21 protein-coding genes are annotated in these 20,380 nt (G+C 42.0%); 18 read left to right on the forward strand and 3 right to left on the reverse strand.

Features of this window, described 5'->3' with window-relative positions; genetic code table 11:
• Positions 1-14 precede the first annotated feature (14 nt).
• Both cmoA and WAX86_RS05245 read right to left on the reverse strand, forming a co-directional pair.
• Positions 15-743, reverse strand: a complete 729-nt coding sequence (gene cmoA / locus WAX86_RS05240) for a carboxy-S-adenosyl-L-methionine synthase CmoA (protein ID WP_065170270.1) — start codon at positions 741-743, stop codon at positions 15-17.
• Positions 744-914: 171 nt separating this feature from the next.
• Positions 915-1,811, reverse strand: a complete 897-nt coding sequence (locus WAX86_RS05245) for a DUF72 domain-containing protein (protein ID WP_341489212.1) — start codon at positions 1,809-1,811, stop codon at positions 915-917.
• Positions 1,812-2,053: 242 nt separating this feature from the next.
• On the opposite strand from WAX86_RS05245, the gene aspS reads away from it, so the two are divergent.
• From aspS to ruvB, 5 genes are all read left to right on the forward strand, one after another.
• Positions 2,054-3,832, forward strand: coding sequence for an aspartate--tRNA ligase (gene aspS, locus WAX86_RS05250; protein ID WP_065170272.1), 1,779 nt, complete (start codon positions 2,054-2,056; stop codon positions 3,830-3,832).
• Positions 3,833-4,063: 231 nt separating this feature from the next.
• Positions 4,064-4,810, forward strand: coding sequence for a YebC/PmpR family DNA-binding transcriptional regulator (locus tag WAX86_RS05255; RefSeq protein ID WP_065170273.1), 747 nt, complete (start codon positions 4,064-4,066; stop codon positions 4,808-4,810).
• A gap of 16 nt (positions 4,811-4,826) precedes the next feature.
• Positions 4,827-5,348: a crossover junction endodeoxyribonuclease RuvC gene (gene ruvC / locus WAX86_RS05260; protein ID WP_065170274.1), complete on the forward strand. Its 522-nt coding sequence runs from the start codon at positions 4,827-4,829 to the stop codon at positions 5,346-5,348.
• Between the two features lie 169 nt (positions 5,349-5,517).
• Entirely contained in the window at positions 5,518-6,141 is a 624-nt protein-coding gene (ruvA, locus tag WAX86_RS05265; protein WP_036764132.1) for a Holliday junction branch migration protein RuvA, read from the forward strand.
• A gap of 18 nt (positions 6,142-6,159) precedes the next feature.
• Positions 6,160-7,170 carry a Holliday junction branch migration DNA helicase RuvB gene (gene ruvB, locus WAX86_RS05270; RefSeq protein WP_044176033.1) on the forward strand — a complete coding sequence of 337 codons (1,011 nt, stop codon included), beginning with the start codon at positions 6,160-6,162 and terminating at the stop codon, positions 7,168-7,170.
• Between the two features lie 176 nt (positions 7,171-7,346).
• Here ruvB and WAX86_RS05275 read toward each other — a convergent pair whose 3' ends face one another.
• The gene (locus tag WAX86_RS05275) at positions 7,347-8,249 is read right to left on the reverse strand and encodes a dihydrodipicolinate synthase family protein (protein ID WP_044176031.1); all 903 of its coding nucleotides are present in this window, start codon (positions 8,247-8,249) and stop codon (positions 7,347-7,349) included.
• Between the two features lie 323 nt (positions 8,250-8,572).
• Between WAX86_RS05275 and WAX86_RS05280 the strand changes: the two genes are divergently transcribed.
• The 13 genes from WAX86_RS05280 (at position 8,573) to tolB (ending at position 20,348) form a co-directional block, all read left to right on the forward strand.
• The gene (locus tag WAX86_RS05280; protein WP_044176030.1) at positions 8,573-9,448 is read left to right on the forward strand and encodes a MurR/RpiR family transcriptional regulator; all 876 of its coding nucleotides are present in this window, start codon (positions 8,573-8,575) and stop codon (positions 9,446-9,448) included.
• Positions 9,449-9,726: 278 nt separating this feature from the next.
• Positions 9,727-10,434: an N-acetylmannosamine-6-phosphate 2-epimerase gene (locus tag WAX86_RS05285; protein ID WP_005300094.1), complete on the forward strand. Its 708-nt coding sequence runs from the start codon at positions 9,727-9,729 to the stop codon at positions 10,432-10,434.
• Positions 10,431-11,309, forward strand: coding sequence for an N-acetylmannosamine kinase (locus tag WAX86_RS05290; protein ID WP_065170276.1), 879 nt, complete (start codon positions 10,431-10,433; stop codon positions 11,307-11,309). Before WAX86_RS05285 ends, WAX86_RS05290 begins: the two co-directional genes overlap by 4 nt.
• 61 nt (positions 11,310-11,370) lie before the next feature.
• Complete coding sequence (nanQ, locus tag WAX86_RS05295) at positions 11,371-11,838, forward strand: N-acetylneuraminate anomerase (RefSeq protein WP_341489213.1); 468 nt, start codon at positions 11,371-11,373, stop codon at positions 11,836-11,838.
• Positions 11,839-12,867: 1,029 nt separating this feature from the next.
• Positions 12,868-14,454 carry a cytochrome ubiquinol oxidase subunit I gene (gene cydA / locus WAX86_RS05300; RefSeq protein ID WP_065170278.1) on the forward strand — a complete coding sequence of 529 codons (1,587 nt, stop codon included), beginning with the start codon at positions 12,868-12,870 and terminating at the stop codon, positions 14,452-14,454.
• An 18-nt stretch (positions 14,455-14,472) separates the two neighbouring features.
• A complete protein-coding gene (gene cydB, locus WAX86_RS05305; protein ID WP_065170279.1) occupies positions 14,473-15,609 on the forward strand; it encodes a cytochrome d ubiquinol oxidase subunit II in 1,137 nt (378 codons plus the stop codon).
• A gap of 11 nt (positions 15,610-15,620) precedes the next feature.
• Positions 15,621-15,725 (forward strand): cytochrome bd-I oxidase subunit CydX, encoded by a 105-nt coding sequence (cydX, locus tag WAX86_RS05310; protein ID WP_036764124.1) that lies wholly within the window; start codon positions 15,621-15,623, stop codon positions 15,723-15,725.
• Positions 15,722-16,033, forward strand: a complete 312-nt coding sequence (gene ybgE / locus WAX86_RS05315) for a cyd operon protein YbgE (protein ID WP_036764122.1) — start codon at positions 15,722-15,724, stop codon at positions 16,031-16,033. The genes cydX and ybgE overlap by 4 nt, the downstream gene beginning before the upstream one ends.
• Positions 16,034-16,351: 318 nt before the next feature.
• Entirely contained in the window at positions 16,352-16,759 is a 408-nt protein-coding gene (ybgC, locus tag WAX86_RS05320) for a tol-pal system-associated acyl-CoA thioesterase (protein ID WP_036764120.1), read from the forward strand.
• Positions 16,756-17,442 (forward strand): protein TolQ, encoded by a 687-nt coding sequence (tolQ, locus tag WAX86_RS05325; protein WP_036764119.1) that lies wholly within the window; start codon positions 16,756-16,758, stop codon positions 17,440-17,442. Before ybgC ends, tolQ begins: the two co-directional genes overlap by 4 nt.
• 2 nt (positions 17,443-17,444) lie before the next feature.
• The gene (gene tolR, locus WAX86_RS05330) at positions 17,445-17,888 is read left to right on the forward strand and encodes a protein TolR (protein WP_036764118.1); all 444 of its coding nucleotides are present in this window, start codon (positions 17,445-17,447) and stop codon (positions 17,886-17,888) included.
• A gap of 10 nt (positions 17,889-17,898) precedes the next feature.
• On the forward strand, positions 17,899-18,987 hold the full coding sequence (gene tolA / locus WAX86_RS05335) for a cell envelope integrity protein TolA (protein ID WP_341489214.1): 1,089 nt from the start codon (positions 17,899-17,901) through the stop codon (positions 18,985-18,987).
• An 11-nt stretch (positions 18,988-18,998) separates the two neighbouring features.
• Positions 18,999-20,348 carry a Tol-Pal system beta propeller repeat protein TolB gene (tolB, locus tag WAX86_RS05340; protein ID WP_044176015.1) on the forward strand — a complete coding sequence of 450 codons (1,350 nt, stop codon included), beginning with the start codon at positions 18,999-19,001 and terminating at the stop codon, positions 20,346-20,348.
• The last annotated feature ends 32 nt before the right edge of the window (positions 20,349-20,380 follow it).

Below are 20,380 nucleotides of genomic sequence, written 5' to 3' on the forward strand. Positions count from 1 at the left end.
ATGGAACGTAAACCTTATTTAATCGCAAACATTGAGCCAAAGTTAAAACATTGGAACCAAACTTCAACACTGCTAAAACCGATCTGGCTAAGACGGTCACGGTGAGTTTGAATAGAATCTGGCAGCATCACATTTTCAATGGCACTGCGCTTTTGACTGATTTCTAGCTCGCTATAACCATTAGCACGCTTAAAATCATGGTGCAGATCGATAAGTAACTCATGAGCGGTTTCATCATCAAAAACGTATTTTTCTGACAAAATTAAGATGCCACCAGGGCGAAGACCGGCATAGATTTTCTCTAATAGAGCTTGACGATCATCCGGAGCTAAAAATTGCAGTGTGAAGTTAAGGACAACAACCGAGGCCTCTTCGATTTCAACTTCACGAATATCGGCTTCAATGACATTAACTGGAGTGTCTGAGCGGTAGGCATTGACCAATAAACGGCAGCGTTCAACCATTGCACTTGAGTTATCAACCGCAATAATTTGACAACCTTCTTGTTCTATATGACGACGCATAGACAGTGTCGCAGCACCAAGAGAACAACCAAGGTCATAGATTTTTGAGTGTGGTTTGGCAAAACGCTCAGCCAACATACCGATAGCCGATATGATATTACTGTAGCCCGGTACCGAGCGTTGGATCATATCAGGAAAAACTTCGGCAACACGGGCATCAAAAGTAAAGTCACCGATTTTTTCTATTGGCGCAGCAAAAATATTGTCGTGGCCTGCCATTCTCACGAACCTCATAAGTTAAAGAACTGGAATTCCCAAATAAACACTCTAATTTGATTGATAACATCAAACTAGGTGGGCTATCCATAAGCCTGAAAGGTCGCGTATTGTAGAGAAAATGGGAACATTTGTCTTTATCAATTCGCACTTTCCCCTATTTATTCAGCAAATCTACAGTAAGTTAAACTGCGGATTCTCATCGTTTAAGATTGGTAGCGTAATGCTTGGTAAATTCACAGTACTTAGTTGCTTTATACTTTGCTGTTTTAAGAGCGCATAAAGTCGTGTTGCAAGTTCTGGGGCGTGATTATTATCTGGTGTATGGATAAAAAGGTAGGGCTGTTTACCTTCATTAAGCCAGATAGGTAAGCGAGTGAGCCAATTGGCAAAAAATGGGTCATTGCTGAGATCGTCTGGATGACCAATAAAGCGAATCATAGGGTTATCGGCTGTCGCTATGGCATGAACAGGGACATGAGGTTTCTTTTGATGGGCATCTATTACCGCAGCAGTGGTCGGTGGAGCTGCAAAGACTGGCCGACTATCCATAATAATTCGATTGGCTTTTTTTTCGAGTAACAAGTGGTTGAACCGTCTCTCATCTTCACCTTTAGCAAAGAAAGCGGCGTGACGAACTTCAACTCCAACCGGATAGTGACTTGGAAACATATCGAGAAACTGCTTTAACAGTGGTAGAGACTCTGGGCCAAAGCTTGCGGGGAGTTGTATCTTCCATAAACCAATTTTGTGCTCAAGAGGCGACATTACAGAGAAAAAATCGCTCAGACTTTGTTGGCTATGACGAAGCTGTTGCTGGTGGGTAATGGTTTTAGGCAATTTAAAGGTAAAACGAAAGTTATCCGGGGTTGCACTGTGCCATTTTTGGGTTGTAGTTAAGTTCGGAACAGCGTAAAACGTAGTATTACCTTCAACGGTATTAAAGGTTTCTGCATAGCGAGCTAAGCGATCACCTGTTTTACAACCTTTGCCATAAATCGATTGTTGCCACTGGTTATGTGACCACATAGCGAGCCCTAATCGTAATGGTGGTGATGAGTTTGGCTGCATAGTGGATCCTTTTTGAGTAATGAGCTTGTAGACTGAACAATTACCTTGCACTGAACTTCGCATCTTTGAGAGGTTTGGGTATAATACCTCGTTATTTTTTATCTTCCGACCAAATATCTCCGCCTTTTTGGTGCAATTTTGAGCGATGCTAGGTCGGGAGGCTAGATTAGCCTGTGCAAGGTAAGTGATTAGTTTACTTAAATCGCTCACAGGAATGTAAGTATATAGATCGGGAATTTCTTATGCGCACCCAATATTGTGGCCAACTGAACAAGTCCCAAGCAGGACAAACAGTAGAACTTTGCGGCTGGGTTAACCGTCGCCGTGACTTAGGCGGTCTTATCTTTATCGACATGCGAGATCGTGAAGGTATTGTTCAGGTTGTTGTTGATCCAGATATGAAAGAAGTATTTGAATTAGCAAACCAACTGCGCAATGAATTCTGTATTCGTCTAACAGGTGAAGTTCGTACTCGTCCAGAAAGCCAAGTAAATAAAGACATGGCAACGGGTGAAGTTGAAGTATTAGCTACAGGTCTTGAAATCATCAACCGTAGTGATGTACTTCCTCTAGACTTTAACCAAAAGAACTCAGAAGAACAGCGTCTAAAGTACCGTTACCTAGATCTACGTCGTCCAGAAATGAGCGATCGTATTAAACTGCGTGCAAAAGCATCAAGCTTTGTTCGTCGTTTCCTAGATACTAACGGTTTCCTTGATATTGAAACACCAGTACTAACTAAAGCAACACCTGAAGGTGCACGTGATTACTTAGTACCAAGCCGTGTTCATAAAGGTAACTTCTACGCATTGCCACAGTCACCTCAGCTATTTAAGCAGCTGCTGATGATGTCTGGTTTTGACCGTTACTACCAAATCGTAAAATGTTTCCGTGATGAAGATCTTCGTGCTGACCGTCAGCCAGAGTTTACTCAGATCGATATCGAAACATCTTTCATGAGCGCAGAGCAGGTTCGTGCTGTTACTGAGCAGATGATCACTGAAATGTGGAAAGAGCTTCTAAATGTTGATCTGGGCGAGTTCCCAATCATGCCATTTAGCGAAGCAATGCGTCGTTTTGGTTCTGATAAGCCAGATCTACGTAACCCACTTGAGCTTGTTGATGTCGCTGACATTGTTAAAGACGTTGACTTTAAAGTGTTCTCAGCACCAGCAAACGATGAGAAAGGTCGTGTTGCTGTTATCTGTGTACCAGGTGGTGCAGAACTAAGCCGTAAGCAAATTGACGAATACACTAAGTTCGTTGGTATTTACGGTGCTAAGGGTCTAGCATGGATGAAGGTTAATGACCGTGCTGCTGGCCTTGAAGGTGTTCAGTCTCCTGTTGCTAAATTCTTAAACGAAGAAGTTGTTGCTAACTTGCTTGAGCGTACAAATGCTCAAACAGGTGACATCATTCTATTTGGTGCCGATAGTAACCGTGTAGTAACTGAGTCTATGGGTGCACTACGTCTGAAACTGGGTGAAGACCTAGAACTAACAGATAAGTCTGCTTGGAAACCACTATGGGTTGTTGATTTCCCAATGTTTGAAGAGAACGAAGATGGTTCATTGTCTGCAATGCACCACCCATTCACTTCTCCATTGAATATCTCTCCTGAAGAGCTAAAAGCAAACCCAGCTGGTGCACTATCTAATGCCTACGATATGGTACTAAATGGTTATGAAGTGGGCGGTGGTTCTGTTCGTATTCATAATGGCGAAATGCAAGCAGCAGTATTTGATATTTTAGGTATCGCCGCTGATGAGCAACGCTTGAAGTTTGGTTTCCTACTTGATGCGCTTAAGTACGGTACGCCTCCTCATGCGGGTCTAGCATTTGGTCTTGACCGTCTAGTCATGTTACTTTGTGGTACAGAGAACATTCGTGACGTTATCGCATTCCCTAAAACAACAGCAGCAGCATGTCTACTGACTGATGCTCCAAGTGTTGCAAACCCAGCAGCGCTTGAAGAATTAGCGATTGCGGTTAAGCTAGCGAAAGAAGAATCTGCAGAGTAATAAAATCGACACTGTCTTTGATTGTGAAGGCAGTGAATTCGAGAGGATACTGAGCTAAGAATCTCGCTTGGTATCTGTAGATTTTTATATTTAACTGGTCGCTCAGAGTTCTGGACGACCAGTTTTTTCATTTTTGTGAAACAGAGAGTCCCTTGGGCTTATACCATGCTCCATACTCATTTATGTTTTGGGTGGTTATGAAGCTTGGTATCAAAGAAATAGGAGTAAGATATGGCTGGTCATAGTAAATTTGCCAACATCAAACACCGTAAAGCGGCGCAGGATGCTAAACGCGGTAAAATTTTCACTAAGCTAATTCGTGAGATTGTGGTTGCAGCGAAAGAAGGTGGCGCAGAGGTTGAAAATAACCCTCGTCTACGTGCTGCAATTGATAAAGCATTATCAAATAACATGACACGCGATACCATTAACCGTGCCGTTACTCGTGGCGCTGGTGGTGATGGTGAAGACAATATGGAAACCGTAATCTATGAAGGTTATGGTCCTGCAGGTACGGCAGTTATGGTTGAGTGTATGACTGATAACCGCAACCGTACTGTATCTGCTGTTCGTCATGCATTTTCTAAAGCTGGTGGTAACTTAGGTACCGATGGCAGTGTAAGTTACCTATTTGATAAAAAAGGGGTTATCTCTTACGCTCCAGGTCTGGATGAAGACGCTGTTATGGAAGCGGCATTAGAAGCGGGTGCTGATGATGTTGAGACGAATGATGACGGCTCGATTGATGTTTACACTACGCCAAAAGAGTTTGGTGCAGTGAAAGATGCAATGGATGCGGCAGGTTTTGAAGCTGCAAACGCAGAAGTAACTTTAGTGCCATCCACTAAAGCGGATCTGGATATCACAACAGCGCCTAAATTGATGCGTTTGATTGATGTATTAGATGACCTAGATGATGTACAAGAAGTGTATCATAACGGCGATATGTCTGATGAAGTTGCTGCAACTCTAGAATAAGTGTAGCTACGCATTAATGTCGATTATTTTAGGTATTGACCCCGGATCTCGTATTACGGGATATGGGGTGATACGACAAGTAGGCCGAAAATTAGAGTATTTAGGCAGTGGTTGTATTCGTACTTCTTGCCCTGATATCCCAGGCCGATTAAAACAAATTTATGCAGGGGTGAGTGAAGTTATCACTCAATTTCAGCCAGATGTTTTTGCCATTGAAGAAGTCTTTATGGGTAAAAATGCCAGCTCTGCACTGAAGTTAGGTCAAGCTCGCGGCAGTGCTATCGTTGCTGCGGTTAATGCCGACTTACCTGTTAATGAGTATGCGGCCCGTTTGATTAAACAAGCAGTGGTTGGCATAGGTAGTGCTGATAAATTACAGGTTCAACATATGGTTTGTTCTATGTTGAAACTAGAAGGTAAACCTCAAGCGGATGCGGCCGATGCTTTGGCCGTTGCCATCTGCCATGCTCATACTAACCGAACGTTAGTTGCTATGGCTGGACAGGTATCTGGTGCTCGTCGAGGCCGATATCGCTAACCTGATATTTTGTTCTATTAAAAGCAGCTTCGGCTGCTTTTTTTCTGTCAAATAAGTGAAAAGAGCTGGATATCCATCCAGCTCTTTACTATTCTAAGGCCAGAAAATGCATTGCTGCTTCTTAAAGGGAGCGGCATAACGTAATTCATTCAAATATAGAGAGAATGTTGTGATAGGTCGACTACGCGGAACCGTATTAGAAAAACAGCCACCAGAGGTACTCCTTGAGGTGGGCGGAATTGGTTATGAAGTTCAAATGCCAATGAGCTGTTTCTATGAACTGCCAGAAGTCGGCCAAGAAGCGATTATTTTTACCCATTTTGTGGTTCGTGAAGATGCGCAACTTCTATATGGCTTTAATAAGAAAAGTGAGCGAGAGCTCTTTCGTGAAGTGATTAAAGCTAATGGTGTCGGTCCTAAATTGGGCTTAGCCATTCTTTCTGCCATGACTGCAAGCCAATTTGTACTTAGCGTGGAGCAAGAAGATATCACTACATTAGTGAAGATCCCGGGTGTAGGTAAGAAGACTGCAGAACGTCTATTGGTTGAGATGAAAGATCGTCTTAAAGGGTGGGGTGAAGGCGACTTATTTACACCAGCTCAAGATACGGCGGCGTCAAATGCACCAATTCAAAACCCATCTTCGCAAGCGCGTGCTGAAGATGAAGCTGTTAGTGCTCTAGTTGCGCTTGGTTATAAACCGCAACAAGCCTCTAAAGTGGTTTCACAAGTGGCTCAACCTGAAATGAGCAGTGAAACGATCATCCGTGAAGCTTTACGTTCAATGGTTTAATAGGTAGGAATTCATATCATGATTGAAGCGGATCGTCTGATTTCTGCCAATCACACGACATCACGTGAAGAAGATGTGATTGATCGTGCGATTCGACCTAAGCTGCTGCAAGATTATCGTGGTCAGGATCATGTCCGTGACCAGATGGAGATCTTTATTAAAGCGGCTAAATTACGTAATGAAGCGCTGGATCATCTCCTTATCTTTGGTCCTCCTGGCTTAGGTAAAACGACATTAGCCAATATTGTTGCCAATGAAATGGATGTTAATATCCGTACTACATCGGGCCCAGTATTAGAAAAAGCCGGTGATCTTGCCGCTCTTCTAACAAACTTAGAAGAAAACGATGTGTTGTTTATTGATGAGATCCATCGTTTAAGTCCGCATATTGAAGAGATTCTTTATCCTGCGATGGAAGATTATCAGCTGGATATTATGATCGGTGAAGGCCCAGCCGCTCGGTCTATTAAAATTGATTTGCCCCCTTTTACTTTAATAGGAGCAACAACCCGAGCCGGTTCTCTTACTTCACCTCTTCGTGACCGTTTTGGTATAACGCAGCGCTTGGAATACTACAAAGTTGAAGACTTGAAAAACATTGTAAAGCGCAGTGCCGATTGCCTTGGTTTATCAATGGAAGAAGCCGGAGCTATGGAAGTTGCGATGCGTTCGCGTGGTACACCTCGTATTGCTAACCGTTTGCTACGTCGAGTGCGCGACTATGCTGAAGTAAAGGGTGATGGTCATATTTGTCCTGATATTGCTTCTAAAGCGCTAGATATGCTTGATGTAGATAGCAGCGGTTTTGATTATATGGACCGTAAATTATTACTGGCTATCATTGATAAATTTATGGGTGGCCCCGTTGGTCTGGATAACTTAGCCGCGGCTATCGGTGAAGAAAGAGATACCATTGAAGATGTATTAGAACCTTACTTGATTCAGCAAGGTTTCTTACAGCGTACACCGCGAGGTCGTATTGCAACTCATCGAGCGTATTTGCATTTTGGTTTAGATATTCCAGATTAATCGCTAAGATTCTATCTGTACTGTTAAAAAGCAATGAATTAACACGCAATAAAAAAAACGAGGCGGTAGTGATATCGCCTCGTTTTGTCTTATTTGGGTGTCTAAAGTCGTTATTTAAGCTTAAGTTTTAGGATGTTATCTAAACCGAAAACATGTACTTAATGCTTTTTATTCCATTATTTTGCGGCGTTTAGAAAACCAGCATCACGCATCTTAGCAACAACTGTTTCTTTTTGTTCTGCAGTTAAAGCACGAAGTGGTAAACGTGGGTCGCCACAGTCGATACCGTGAAGAGCCATCGCGGCTTTACCTGCTGCTACACCACCAAATTCAACTAATACTCGAATTAGAGCAATAACATTGTCCATACCTTTAACAACTGCTGCATGATCACCGTTATTGAAATCTTCAATCATTTTAGTGAAGTGCGGAGCTGCATAGTTGTAAGTACTACCAACTGCGCCAATAGCACCAACAGCAAGCGCCCCAGGAAGATGCTCGTCAACACCAAATGGAATGTCGTATTTGCCATCGCAAGCACGTAAACAGCGTTGGTATTCGTATAAGTCACCAGAGTTAAACTTAATACCTGATAGGTTAGGGATCTTTTTATCTGCTTTAATTAGGAACTGTTCCATATCTAGGTTCACACCAGACATGCCTGAGTGGTAGTAGTAGAACCCTTTTGATGGCGCAGCTGCTGCAACGGTTGCACAGTATTCAACAAGATCATCAACAGAACCTGGTTTAAAGAAGCAAGGACCAATTGCCGATGTTGCGAAAATATCTAATGTTTCAGCGTGACGAGTCAACTCTAGTGTATCAACAATACTTAGAGCACCCGTGTGTAGAGTAATCTTTAGCTGGCCTTGAGATGCTGAAACCCAACGCTCTGCAATCGCTTTACGCTCTTCAACCGAACAGTGAATGCCTTCTCCTGTTGTACCACAAACATAAACCCCTTTTACGCCGTCTTTAATTAAGTGAGCGGCAATTTGATCGATAGCAGCAAAGTTAACGTTGCCATTAGTATCAAAAGGAGTGTGTGGAGCAGCAATTAGACCTGTTAGTTTTTCCATGGTATGCCTCGATATTAATCTGAAGTTTTGCTTCATTAAATATTTAAAAGTGGAGTTTGAGTTTATTCTATGGAGTAAAATTTCATTAAGCAATGGCTAAAATCGGTTCAAGACAACAAAACCATTAAAATGTGATTGGTACGACATTTGGGCAAACAATTTTAAATCGAGCTGTTTTTACCCATATTAGATTTATAAAATTTGCGCAAAGAAAATGCGACTGATATAACACTTGGTAAATGGAGTAATACTTCACATTATTGTTATGCCATGTGAGAATGTTATAACAATAGAATCAATACGATAAATCAGTAGGGGATAGCATGACCGCAAAAACAACAGCGATAAAAGCGGGTAAAGTTTTAGATATGATCGGTAGTTTACAAGAAAGTTTAACGCCATCAGCTCAAAGAATTGCCGATTATGTTCTTGATAATGCAGCTGATGTTACTCGTTTCTCTATTGCTGAATTGTCTAGTGCGGTAAATGTGGGTGAGGCTACGATTATCCGATTCTGTCGTACGCTGGGTTTTAAAGGCTTTCAAGATTTTAAGATGGAGTTGGCTATAGAGCTTTCTACTGCGTCATCGCCTAATGAGAAATCTCTGTTAGATAGTGATGTAACCCCAAGCGATAGCGCCGAGCTTATTGGACAGAAGTTACATAACACGATCAATAACGTATTAGGTGAAACGCTTAACCTACTTAACTTCGATACTTTAGCGAAAGTGGCAAAACTGCTGCGCTCATCTCACGGCGTGTATTTTTTTGGTGTTGGTTCATCGGGTATTACTGCAGAAGATGCGAAAAATAAATTGATGCGTATTGGTTTCAATGTTGATGCATTAACCAATAACCACTTTATGTATATGAAAGCTTCTCTTTTGCATCCAGGTGATCTAGCCATTGGTATTAGTCATTCTGGTAACTCTTTGGAAACAACAAAAGCGCTTAAACTGGCAAAAGAAGCCGGAGCGACAACTGTAGCTCTAACTCATAATCCCCGTTCATCGATAGCAGAATATGCTGATTATGTGCTGGTTAATGGAAATCGTCAGGGTAAATTACAAGGTGACTCCATCGGTACTAAAATTTCTCAGCTGTTTGTTCTCGACCTTGTCTATGCTTTGTTAGTTCAAGAAGATATGGATGGTACACAAGCGCAAAAATTGAAGACGACACAAGCGCTCGATTTTTAGCTTAAGGCCCCAAGTAATGTTAAGGTGCTAGGTGCTAGGTGCTAGGTGCTAGGTCTTGAAATTACTTGGGTATTACTTTGATCTTTGTGCATCCTCTTATTGACTCTCTCTTTCTTGCTGACTCTTCTTAAAAGTTGATTTGCCTCTAATTTCATATTCAGATACATCTATTTTCGTGGAGTAGATCTCTATTTTCTCAAAACCAATTTGAAGCTAAACTTCATTCGCTTTAAATTGGAGTCAAACTTCATAAGTAAAAATGTTTTGGAGTAAGACTTATGACACACAATGAACAGCCAATTCTCAAAAAGCTTAAGGGTGGTTTTATCTCTTCATGCCAGCCTGTTGATAATGGTCCAATGGATGACCCAAATATTGTTGCAGCGATGGCTCAAGCTTCTGTGGCTGGTGGTGCAGCGGGCCTTCGTATTGAAGGGGTTGCCAATCTAAAAGCAGTCCGTCCAACCGTTACTGTTCCTATCATTGGTATCATTAAGCGTGATTTGCCGGATAGTCCAATTCGTATTACCCCATTTATTGATGATGTTATCGCATTAAAAGAAGCGGGTGCCGATATCATCGCTATAGACGCCACACACCGTACCCGCCCAGTTGAAATTGCAGCATTGGTTCAAGAAATTAAAGCTCAAGGCTGTTTAGTAATGGCTGATTGCTCTAATTATGATGAAGGCATCTATTGTCAGCAACTCGGGGTGGATATTATTGGTTCTACTATGTCTGGCTATACTGGTGGAGAAGTGCCAACCGAACCAGATGTAGAACTGGTAACTCGTTTGCATAATGCGGGGTGTTGGGTTATGGCAGAAGGTCGCTATAACACACCTGAGTTAGCGAAAGTTGCAATTGAAGCTGGGGCTTCTTGTGTGACTGTTGGCTCTGCGATTACACGAGTTGAACATATTTGTCAGTGGTTCAGTTCTGCTGTTGCCAGTGCAGAGCCACAAAAGATTGAGGCAATAGCATGAAGTCAGTGTTAGCTGTTGATATTGGAGGCACTAAAATTGCCTGTGCGATAGTGCGAGATGGTCAAGTTTCTAACCGACAACAGATTGCCACTCCCAGTTCGCAGCAACCCGAGGCGATGACTGAAGCGTTACGTCAGCTATTAACACCGTATATTGGTCAAGTCGAACAGGTTGCTGTGGCTTCAACCGGTATTATTGATCACGGCATTCTCAAAGCATTAAATCCAGCTAATTTAGGTGGGTTAAATCACTATCCATTACAGCAAGAAATTATCGCTATTATGGGCTGTAATGTTGATGTGATTAATGATGCACAAGCGGCTGCATGGGCTGAGTTTAAAGCTCTTGAACAGCCAGTGAACAATATGGCCTTTATTACTGTATCAACTGGGGTCGGGGCTGGAATTGTTCTTAATGGTCAGCTTCAAGTTGGCCCTAGAGGTATAGCAGGCCATGCTGGGCATACAGTCGCCGATCCTCATGGCCCTCGTTGTGGCTGTGGCCGCATTGGTTGTGTAGAAGCTATCGCATCAGGAACTGCCATTGCAAAGCAAACCAGTCAGCGTTGGGGTGAAGAGTGTACAGGTAAAGAAGCATATCAAGCTTTTTTAGCCGGAGATCCTCACGCCACTTTCTGTGTGGAAAATTCAGCAAAGGCGATTGCTAATTTAATTGCTGATCTCACTATTACGCTGGATTTAGATACAGTCACCCTTGGTGGCAGTGTGGGTTTAGCCCAAGGATATCGAGAGCTAGTTGCTGCACAATTAGCCGAGTTACCAACCGTGTATCGTCCCAAATTAGTAGCGGCAAAAACACAAGCCGATGCAGGCTTAGTGGGTGTTGCTTTATGGGTCAACGAAACGAATTTATAGTTCCCCCTAAGGCTCAGATGTGTGATATGGCATCTGAGCCTTTTTATAAAGGATTTACAATATGATTTTAGGTCATCTTGATAACGCAAAAAGTTACGAGTTTTTACCGCAACCATTTAAACAAGCGATTCATTTTTTATTAGAACAAGATTTGGCTGAACTAGAGCTAGGTCGTCATGAGATTGCAGGCGACTTGATTTATGCCAATGTGATGAGTTTTGATACGGCAGATGCAAGCTCTAAGCAGGCTGAAGTGCATGAGCAATATATTGATTTACAGGTGCTAATATCGGGTGAAGAGCGCATTGATTTTGCTCTGCCTGATGCACACCCAAAAGCGACAGAATACGATGATGAAAATGATTTTTATCTGGTAAGTGATATGGTTGCACAAAGCACTGTGATCATGAAGCCAAGAATGTTTGCCATCTTTATGCCTCTAGAGCCTCACAAGCCAGGCTGTGTGGTAGAAAAGACAACGAATATTAAGAAAGTAGTGGTTAAGATTCATCAGCAAATTATCCGATAATTGATTTTGTTAAGATCTGGTTATTAAAAAGATGATTACTTATGACAAAAAACGAGGCGTTGACAGCCTCGTTTTTTGTCTCGAATGTTTAATTTGTATAATAAATGAAAATTAAATGAATCTTTTGTGACGTTAATAACAGATAAAAAACAAATTCAATCAAGGGATAACTCATGCAAGGGGTGAATTTATTTTATAGTTTGACTGTTTTTTGTCCGTTCTTTTATTAATAAGGTTACTCTTGGATAATTGCCGAAAATTTTTTTTAGAATAAATGCTCAATCTGGCAACTAAATTTGCCATAACTTCTACCGCTATCAATACATTATACGATAAAAATCACCTCAAATTTTTTGTCTGGTTCAGCCCGTTTTATTTCCTTATATGAGTCGTATTTCTTCATATAAATAGCCAAAAAATGACGTATTTAGTATTCATGATGAAAGATTGAATGGATTAGTTTTATTTATGTGATTAATTTAGCTTAAATTACGTTAATCCATGATAAATCTAAGGGATTCCCTTAGGAAATCCAGTCAAGATACATGGTAAATTATCATCTTCACCTTATTTTTTTCGGGTAAAATGTAAGTTTTGTATCAAATTAAAAACAGGTTGTGAATAAACGTGATTTACTCGTGAGCAGATTTAAAAATTCCCTATTTAAATATCCCAACAAGCCATCTAAATTGCCCATAAAATCTTGATCTGTATCAATTGATGCTCTGATGGTTAAAATCTGAACAGCATTTATTGATATTTATCAAAGCAAATTGATTAATAAATTCTTTGAAGAGTCGAGCGAAAATCAGTAATATTAGCGATGACTTTATTAGCTGTAGCTTAACAATAAATTAACAGTTTTTTACAAACTTGCAACATAATAAGGATGCTTTCGTCATAGCTATGATCGCTGCCAGGAAGGTCACCCAATGATGCGGTTTATTGGCTATAACCCAAGCTAAAACCAATAATCGGTACACTGTGTAGTACTGTCGCCAGTCAGCCTGGCGAAAGAAGGAGTTCTCAATGTTCACTGATATCGTCGAACTATCGCGGTTACAGTTCGCATTAACTGCGATGTATCACTTTTTGTTCGTGCCTCTGACTCTTGGTATGGCATTTTTACTTGCCATCATGGAATCAGTTTATGTAATGACTGGAAAGCAAATCTACAAGGACATGACTAAGTTCTGGGGTAAGCTTTTCGCAATCAACTTCGCACTAGGTGTGGCAACAGGCCTAAGTATGGAGTTCCAGTTCGGTACTAACTGGGCGTACTATTCTCACTATGTGGGTGATATTTTTGGTGCACCACTAGCAATCGAAGCGTTAATGGCATTCTTCCTAGAATCCACTTTAGTCGGTATGTTCTTCTTCGGCTGGGATCGTCTGTCTAAGCGTCAACACCTTGCAGTGACTTGGTTAGTAGCACTTGGTTCAAACTTCTCTGCTCTTTGGATCCTAGTGGCTAATGGCTGGATGCAAAACCCTGTAGGTGCCGATTTCAACTTCGAAACCATGCGTATGGAAATGGTGAGCTTTGCTGATGTGGTTCTAAACCCAGTTGCTCAGGTGAAATTTGTACACACAGTTGCGTCTGGTTACACAACAGGTGCGATGTTCATTCTAGGTATCAGTGCATACTACCTACTTAAAGGTCGTGATATTGCTTTTGCTCGTCGTTCTTTCGCCATTGCAGCAGCTTTCGGTCTAGCAGCAATTATCTCTACTATCATTCTTGGTGACGAGTCTGGTTATGAGCTTGGTGACGTACAGAAGACTAAACTAGCAGCAATTGAAGCTGAGTGGCACACAGAGCCAGCTCCTGCAGCCTTTACCGCGATTGCAATTCCTAACCAAGAAAAAATGGAAAATGATTTCCAAATTAAGGTTCCATATCTATTAGGTATCATTGCAACCCGTTCTCTTGATGAGCAAGTAACAGGTATCGTAGATCTTAAGAAAGAACATGAAGTTCGTATTCGAAACGGTATGATCGCATACGGTCTACTAGAGAAACTTCGTGCAGGAGATAAAACTCCTGAAAACGTTGCAGCATTTGATAAAGTTAAGAAAGATCTTGGTTATGGTCTACTGTTGAAGCCTTATGCGCCAAATGTAGTAGATGCAACTGAAGCCGATATTCAAAAAGCGACAGACGACTCAATCCCTACCGTTTGGCCGCTATTCTGGAGCTTCCGTGTGATGGTTGGTGCGGGCATGCTAATGCTTGGTATCATCGGTATGGCATTTATTCAGTCTTGCCGTCATAAGATCACAGAGAAGAAATGGGTTCTTAAAGCCGCACTTTATGGTATTCCACTACCATGGATTGCAGTAGAAGCAGGCTGGTTTGTTGCTGAATACGGTCGTCAGCCATGGGCAGTAGGTGAAGTTCTACCTGTTCATATGGCAGCATCGAATCTACAACCTTATGAGTTATGGCTATCACTACTAGGTATTATTGCACTATACACAATCTTCTTGATTGCAGAGCTATACCTAATGATTAAGTACGCTCGTTTAGGTCCAAGTAGTCTAAAGACTGGCCGTTATCACTTTGAAAAAATTGACTCTCAGCAAAATGCTGTATCACGTCAAGTAGAAGCGTAATCAGGGAGAACCATAGCAATGTTTGATTATGAAGCTTTGCGATTCATCTGGTGGATACTAATTGGTGTGTTATGCATCGGTTTCGCTATCACTGATGGTTTCGATATGGGCGTAGGTATGCTGTCTAAAGTTATTGGTAAGACAGATACTGAACGCCGTGTAATGATTAACTCTGTCGCTCCACACTGGGATGGTAACCAAGTATGGTTAATCACCGCAGGTGGTGCTCTATTTGCAGCGTGGCCTCTAGTTTACGCAACTGTATTCTCTGGCTTCTACCTAGCAATGATTTTGACGCTAGCAGCTCTTTGGCTTCGTCCATTGGCGTTTGACTACCGTTCAAAGCTTGCTGAGCCTAAATGGCGCGATGCATGGGATAACGCTTTATTTGTAGGTAGTTTTGTTCCGCCTCTAATTTTTGGTGTGGCGTTTGGTAACCTGCTTCAAGGTGTTCCATTTGAATTAAATAGCCTATTGATTCCAACCTACAAAGGTAATCTATTGGGTCTTCTAAACCCATTTGCATTGCTATGTGGTGTTGTTAGTGTGCTAATGATCCTGACTCAGGGCGCGGCATACCTACAGATGAAAACAACAGATGCTGTTCATGTACGTGCTCGTGCAGTGGCAATGAAAACATCTATTGCAACAGCAGTAGCGTTTATTATCGCGGGTATTTGGGCTCATGGCCTTGATGGTTATGTAGTGACTTCAACAATGGATCACTTTGCTCCATCTAACCCACTGAATAAGCAGGTAGAAGTAGTTTCTGGTGCATTGTTCCTTAACTATGCTCAATACCCAGCAATGTGGATTGCCCCAATCCTTGCTGTTGTAATGCCAGTTCTAACCATGCTTGCTTCACGTGCTGAACGTGCAGGTTTTGCCTTCTTATTCTCAAGCTTAACATTAGCGGGTGTCGTGCTAACTTTCGGTTTTGCGACTTTCCCATTCATTATGCCATCGAGCATTATGCCTAATGTAAGTTTGACCATTTGGGATGCAACATCTTCTGAGCTAACTCTGAAGATCATGACAGGCGTAGCCTTCGTTATGGTTCCAATTATCTTGGCTTACACCTCTTGGTGTTATTACAAAATGTTTGGTCGTCTTGATAATAAATTTATCGAAGACAACAAAAACTCATTGTACTAAGGAGATTAACCATGTGGTATTTTGCTTGGATTCTAGGTGTATTACTGGCATGTTCATTCGGTATTATCAACGCATTATGGCTTGAAACAACCGAAGATATGGACAAAGAAGATTGAGTAATATCAACAGTGTAATTACAGCAGTTCATGCGCCATTGGCTAATCTTCCAGTGAGAATATTAGCTTTTGTGATGGCTGTAGTCACAACCGGACTCGTGATGTGGAATCCGCATCAGTTTGCCGATGCAATAGGGGGTTTTGGTCCTGTTATTGCGCCAGCCATGATTTGGTCAACCTGTGCATGTATGATTCATGCAATGGGGTTTGTTCCACATAAGTGGTATTGGAAGTTGCTCTTTACACCAGTAATTGCACTACCTGTTTTAGCTTACATCTTAGGATTACGTTTACATTTAATAATGTAATATCCTGAAACAGAATAAACGGCTTGTTCTTATTAAAGAGCAAGCCGTTTTTTTATGGCTTGAGTATAGTGAGCTGTATTTTTAGGATGCAAGGACGTTACTGAGTTCGAGTATAGATAAAGTGTGACAAAAAAAGACAGAGAGCATATACCCTGAACAGAAATGTAATTTGATTGTCAGAAACCAATAAATACGACAAATAATTGGGTAGAATAGCGCTCGGTTCTACTTATTAACGGATAATTATCTGAAAGGTCATCGAGTTAGGGTATAGTAAGCTCAATTACTGAGTAACAAAATCATATTGCAGTGCAGATTATGAGTGATATTAAAATCTTTAATTGGCCCATTACCATCTACTATGAAGATACCGATGTTGGTGGTGTGGTTTATCATGCCAATTATCTAAAGTTTTTTGAGCGTGCTAGAACAGAGATGCTTCGTAGTATCGGTGTGAGTCAGCATGTTCTTCTTGAGCAAAATCTAAGTTTTGTTGTGAAAAGCATGAACATAGATTTTCGTAAAGGTGCTCGCTTAGATGAGCATTTAACCGTACAAACCTGGGTTGAAAATGTCCGTAAAGCCTCTTTGGATTTTTGTCAAAGTTTGGTGAACAATGACGGTCAAATCTTGTGCTGTGCAACTGTTAAGGTAGCCTGTATCAACCCGAAAATAATGAAACCTCAAGCGCTTCCAGAGCATATTAAATCGGAGATTATGAAGTGACTGGCGAACTGTCCATTTTAGACCTTTTCTTACAGGCGAGCCTGTTGGTTAAGATTGTAATGCTGATTCTATTAGGGATGTCCGTGGTCTCTTGGACCATGATCATCAAACGCTCTCAGGTACTTTCTGAGGCAACAACACGAGCTCATCGTTTTGAAGACCGCTTCTGGTCTGGGGTGGATCTTTCTCAGCTTTACAAAGAAGTTGAAGCTCGTAAAGACGATCTAACTGGCTCCGAGCAGATCTTCTATGCGGGCTTTAAAGAGTATGCTCGTCTTCACCGCAGTAACGGTAAAGTGCCAGAAGCTGTGATGGAAGGTACTGGCCGAGCAATGCGTGTTGCGCTATCTCGTGAAGTGGAAGAGCTTGAAACTAATCTACCATTTTTAGCAACCGTAGGTTCAATTAGCCCATACATCGGCTTGTTTGGTACGGTATGGGGCATCATGCACGCATTTATTGCATTAGGCGCAGTAAAGCAAGCCACTCTAGCTATGGTTGCTCCTGGTATTGCCGAAGCACTAGTGGCAACAGCAATGGGCCTATTTGCAGCGATTCCTGCTGTTATGTTTTATAACCGTTTAACTAACCGAGTTGCGAAACTAGAACATACTTACGCTACTTTTATGGAAGAGTTTTCTAGTATTCTACACCGTCAAGCGTTTGCTGCTAATCAGGAGTAAGCATGGCTTATCAACCGAAAAAGCGCAAAATGACCGCAGAGATTAACGTTGTTCCTTATATCGACGTTATGCTGGTGTTGCTGATTATCTTTATGGTAACCGCGCCGTTTGTCAGTCAGGGGGTTGATGTCGATTTACCTTCTACGCATACGGCACAAACGGTTGCAGATTTAAATGGTGAGAGTGATACACCACCGATTATTGTCGAAGTTGATAAAGACGGTAACTTAGGTCTGAGTGTCAATAATGAAGATGTTCAGCGAGGCTTGAGCTTAAATGATTTAATTACTCGAGTAAAAGCAGAGCGACAATTGAACCCTAAAGTTTTAGTGATGGTGGGTGGGGATGGTAGAACACCTTACGCTAATATTATTGAAACGTTAGATGCGCTTAATACCGCTGGTGTGAGTTCGGTTGGCCTAATGACCGATCCGATTGATCAGTAAAGGACCTTGAATGAAAAATAACAACTACACGACATCTGTCATCATATCGTTATTTCTTCATGCCTTACTGTTAATTGCTTTGATTTGGGGGGCGGATTTTGCCATGACTGAATCTAAGCCTGCGGGTAATGCGATTCAGGCTGTGGTCGTTGATCCGGCTCTTATTCATCAGCAAGCTCAGCGCATACGAGATCAGCGACAAGCGGCGCAAAAAGCAGAGCAAGATCGACTTAAACGTCTTGAGCAGCAAGCTGATGCGCTTGAAAAGCAACGCAAGGCAGAAGCTGAGCGAGTTCGTAAGCTCAAAGAAGATAAACTAGCGGCAGAAAAAGCCACTCGTGAAGCCGAAGCTGAGCGTAAAGCGAAGCAAGAGGCTGCAGAGAAAGCCGAACAACTGCGTCAGCAAAAGTTAGCAGAGCAGCGTAAAGCAGAAGCGGCAGCGAAAAAAGCAGATGCCGAGCGTAAAGTTAAAGAGGCCGCGGCTGCAAAAGCTGAAGCCGAACGCAAAGCAAAGCAAGAAGCCGCAGAAAAAGCCGAGCAACTTCGCCAGCAAAAAGTAGCTGAACAGCGCAAGGCAGAAGAAGCTGCGAAAAAAGCAGAGGCAGACCGTAAAGCTAAAGAAGCTGCAAAGAAGAAAGCTGAAGAAGCCGCTAAACTGGCAGAGCAAAAACGTATCGAAGCTGAGAAACAACGTAAAGAATCTGAGCGTAAGGCCGCAGAAGCGAAAGCTAAACAGCAGCAACAAGAAGCAGCATTAGATAATATCTTTGATGGTTTAGAAGCCGAAACACAACAGCGTGGTGGTGCTAAAGGTCAATTTATTGCCGATGAAACTCAGCGTTATGGTGCTATTTATAAACAAATGATTCAGCAGAACTTACTGACTGATCAAAGTTTTATTGGTAAGCAGTGTGTGCTGAGTATGCGTTTATCTGCTAATGGTTTATTGTTAAATGTTGACCAGGTTTCTGGCGATAACACCTTATGCCGAGCAGCGAAGGCCGCTGTTGTAAAAATCAGTCAGTTCCCAATGCCGGAAGATCCTGCCGTTATTGAAAAACTGCGAAATATTAAACTTACCGTCAGTCCTCAGTCATAAAGGAGTTGTGGATGAAACGTTGGATAATGGGCTTGTGCTTAATGTTACTGACCATGAGTCAGTTTGCACGTGCTGAATTAGAACTTGTGATAACCGATGGTGTCGACTCGGCCCGTCCAATTGCTGTTGTGCCATTTAAATGGGAAGGGCAAGGTAAACTACCTACTGATATCTCTGCTGTTGTCGCTTCTGACTTACAGCGCAGTGGTAAATTTAGCCCTGTTCCTGTGGCAAAAATGCCGCAACAACCATCTGATGAGAGCCAAATTAACTATAATGCTTGGACTCAAATGGGCGTGGATGCCCTTGTAATGGGAACCGTATCGCAAGATGCTAATGGTAATTACGTTGTTCAATATCAATTGATCGACTTAGTGAAAGGTCAACTACAAAGTAAACAAACCACAGCAGATGCTAATGGTCAGGTTGTAACTGAGAAAAATTATATCTTAGTGAATAACCGCGCAACGGTGAAACCAAACCGTTTACGTCAGTATGCTCACCGTATTTCAGATGTGGTATATCAAAAACTAACGGGTGAGCGAGGTGCTTTCTTAACTCGTATTGCTTATGTTGCAATGGAAGAGAAATCAAAATTTCCATATCAACTTCGTGTAGCTGACTACGATGGTTACAACGAGCGTACCGTACTTAAGTCTCAGCAACCAATTATGTCTCCTGCATGGTCACCAGATGGCAGTAAGTTAGCTTATGTTAGCTTTGAGAACAATAAAGCTCAGATCTACATTATGAATATCTATAAAGGTACTCGTGAGCTGGTTTCTGACTACCCTCGTCATAACGGTTCTCCACGTTTCTCTCCAGATGGTTCTAAGTTAGCACTTGTACTGTCTAAGAGCGGCAGTTTGCAGATCTACATTAAAGATTTAAATACTAAGCAGCTAACACAAGTGACTCGCGGTCGTGCTAATAACACTGAACCGTTTTGGGATCCAACAGGCAATTCATTGATCTTTACCTCTGACCGTGGTGGTAAGCCTCAGATTTATCGTGTTAACTTAGCCGATGGTCAAACTCAGCGCTTAACATGGCAGGGCAGTCAGAATTTAGGTGGCCAATTAACACCTGATGGTCGTTACCTTGTGATGGTGAATCGTTCAGATACTGGCTATAACATTGCTAAGCAAGATTTAAAAACGGGTGCGGTACAGGTTCTAACCAAGACATTTCTTGATGAATCACCAAGCATTGCCCCTAACGGCAGTATGATCATTTACAGCTCATCGATTGGTAATTCTAACGAGTTGTCTTTAGTGTCTATCGATGGTCGCTTTAAGGCTCGTTTACCATCGGCAAGTGATCGTGTTCGTTCACCTGCTTGGGGACCATTCCTCAACTAATAGTTACTAAAAAAGACAAATAGATATCAAGA

This window comes from Photobacterium damselae subsp. damselae (assembly GCF_038086725.1).
Lineage (GTDB): Bacteria > Pseudomonadota > Gammaproteobacteria > Enterobacterales > Vibrionaceae > Photobacterium > Photobacterium damselae.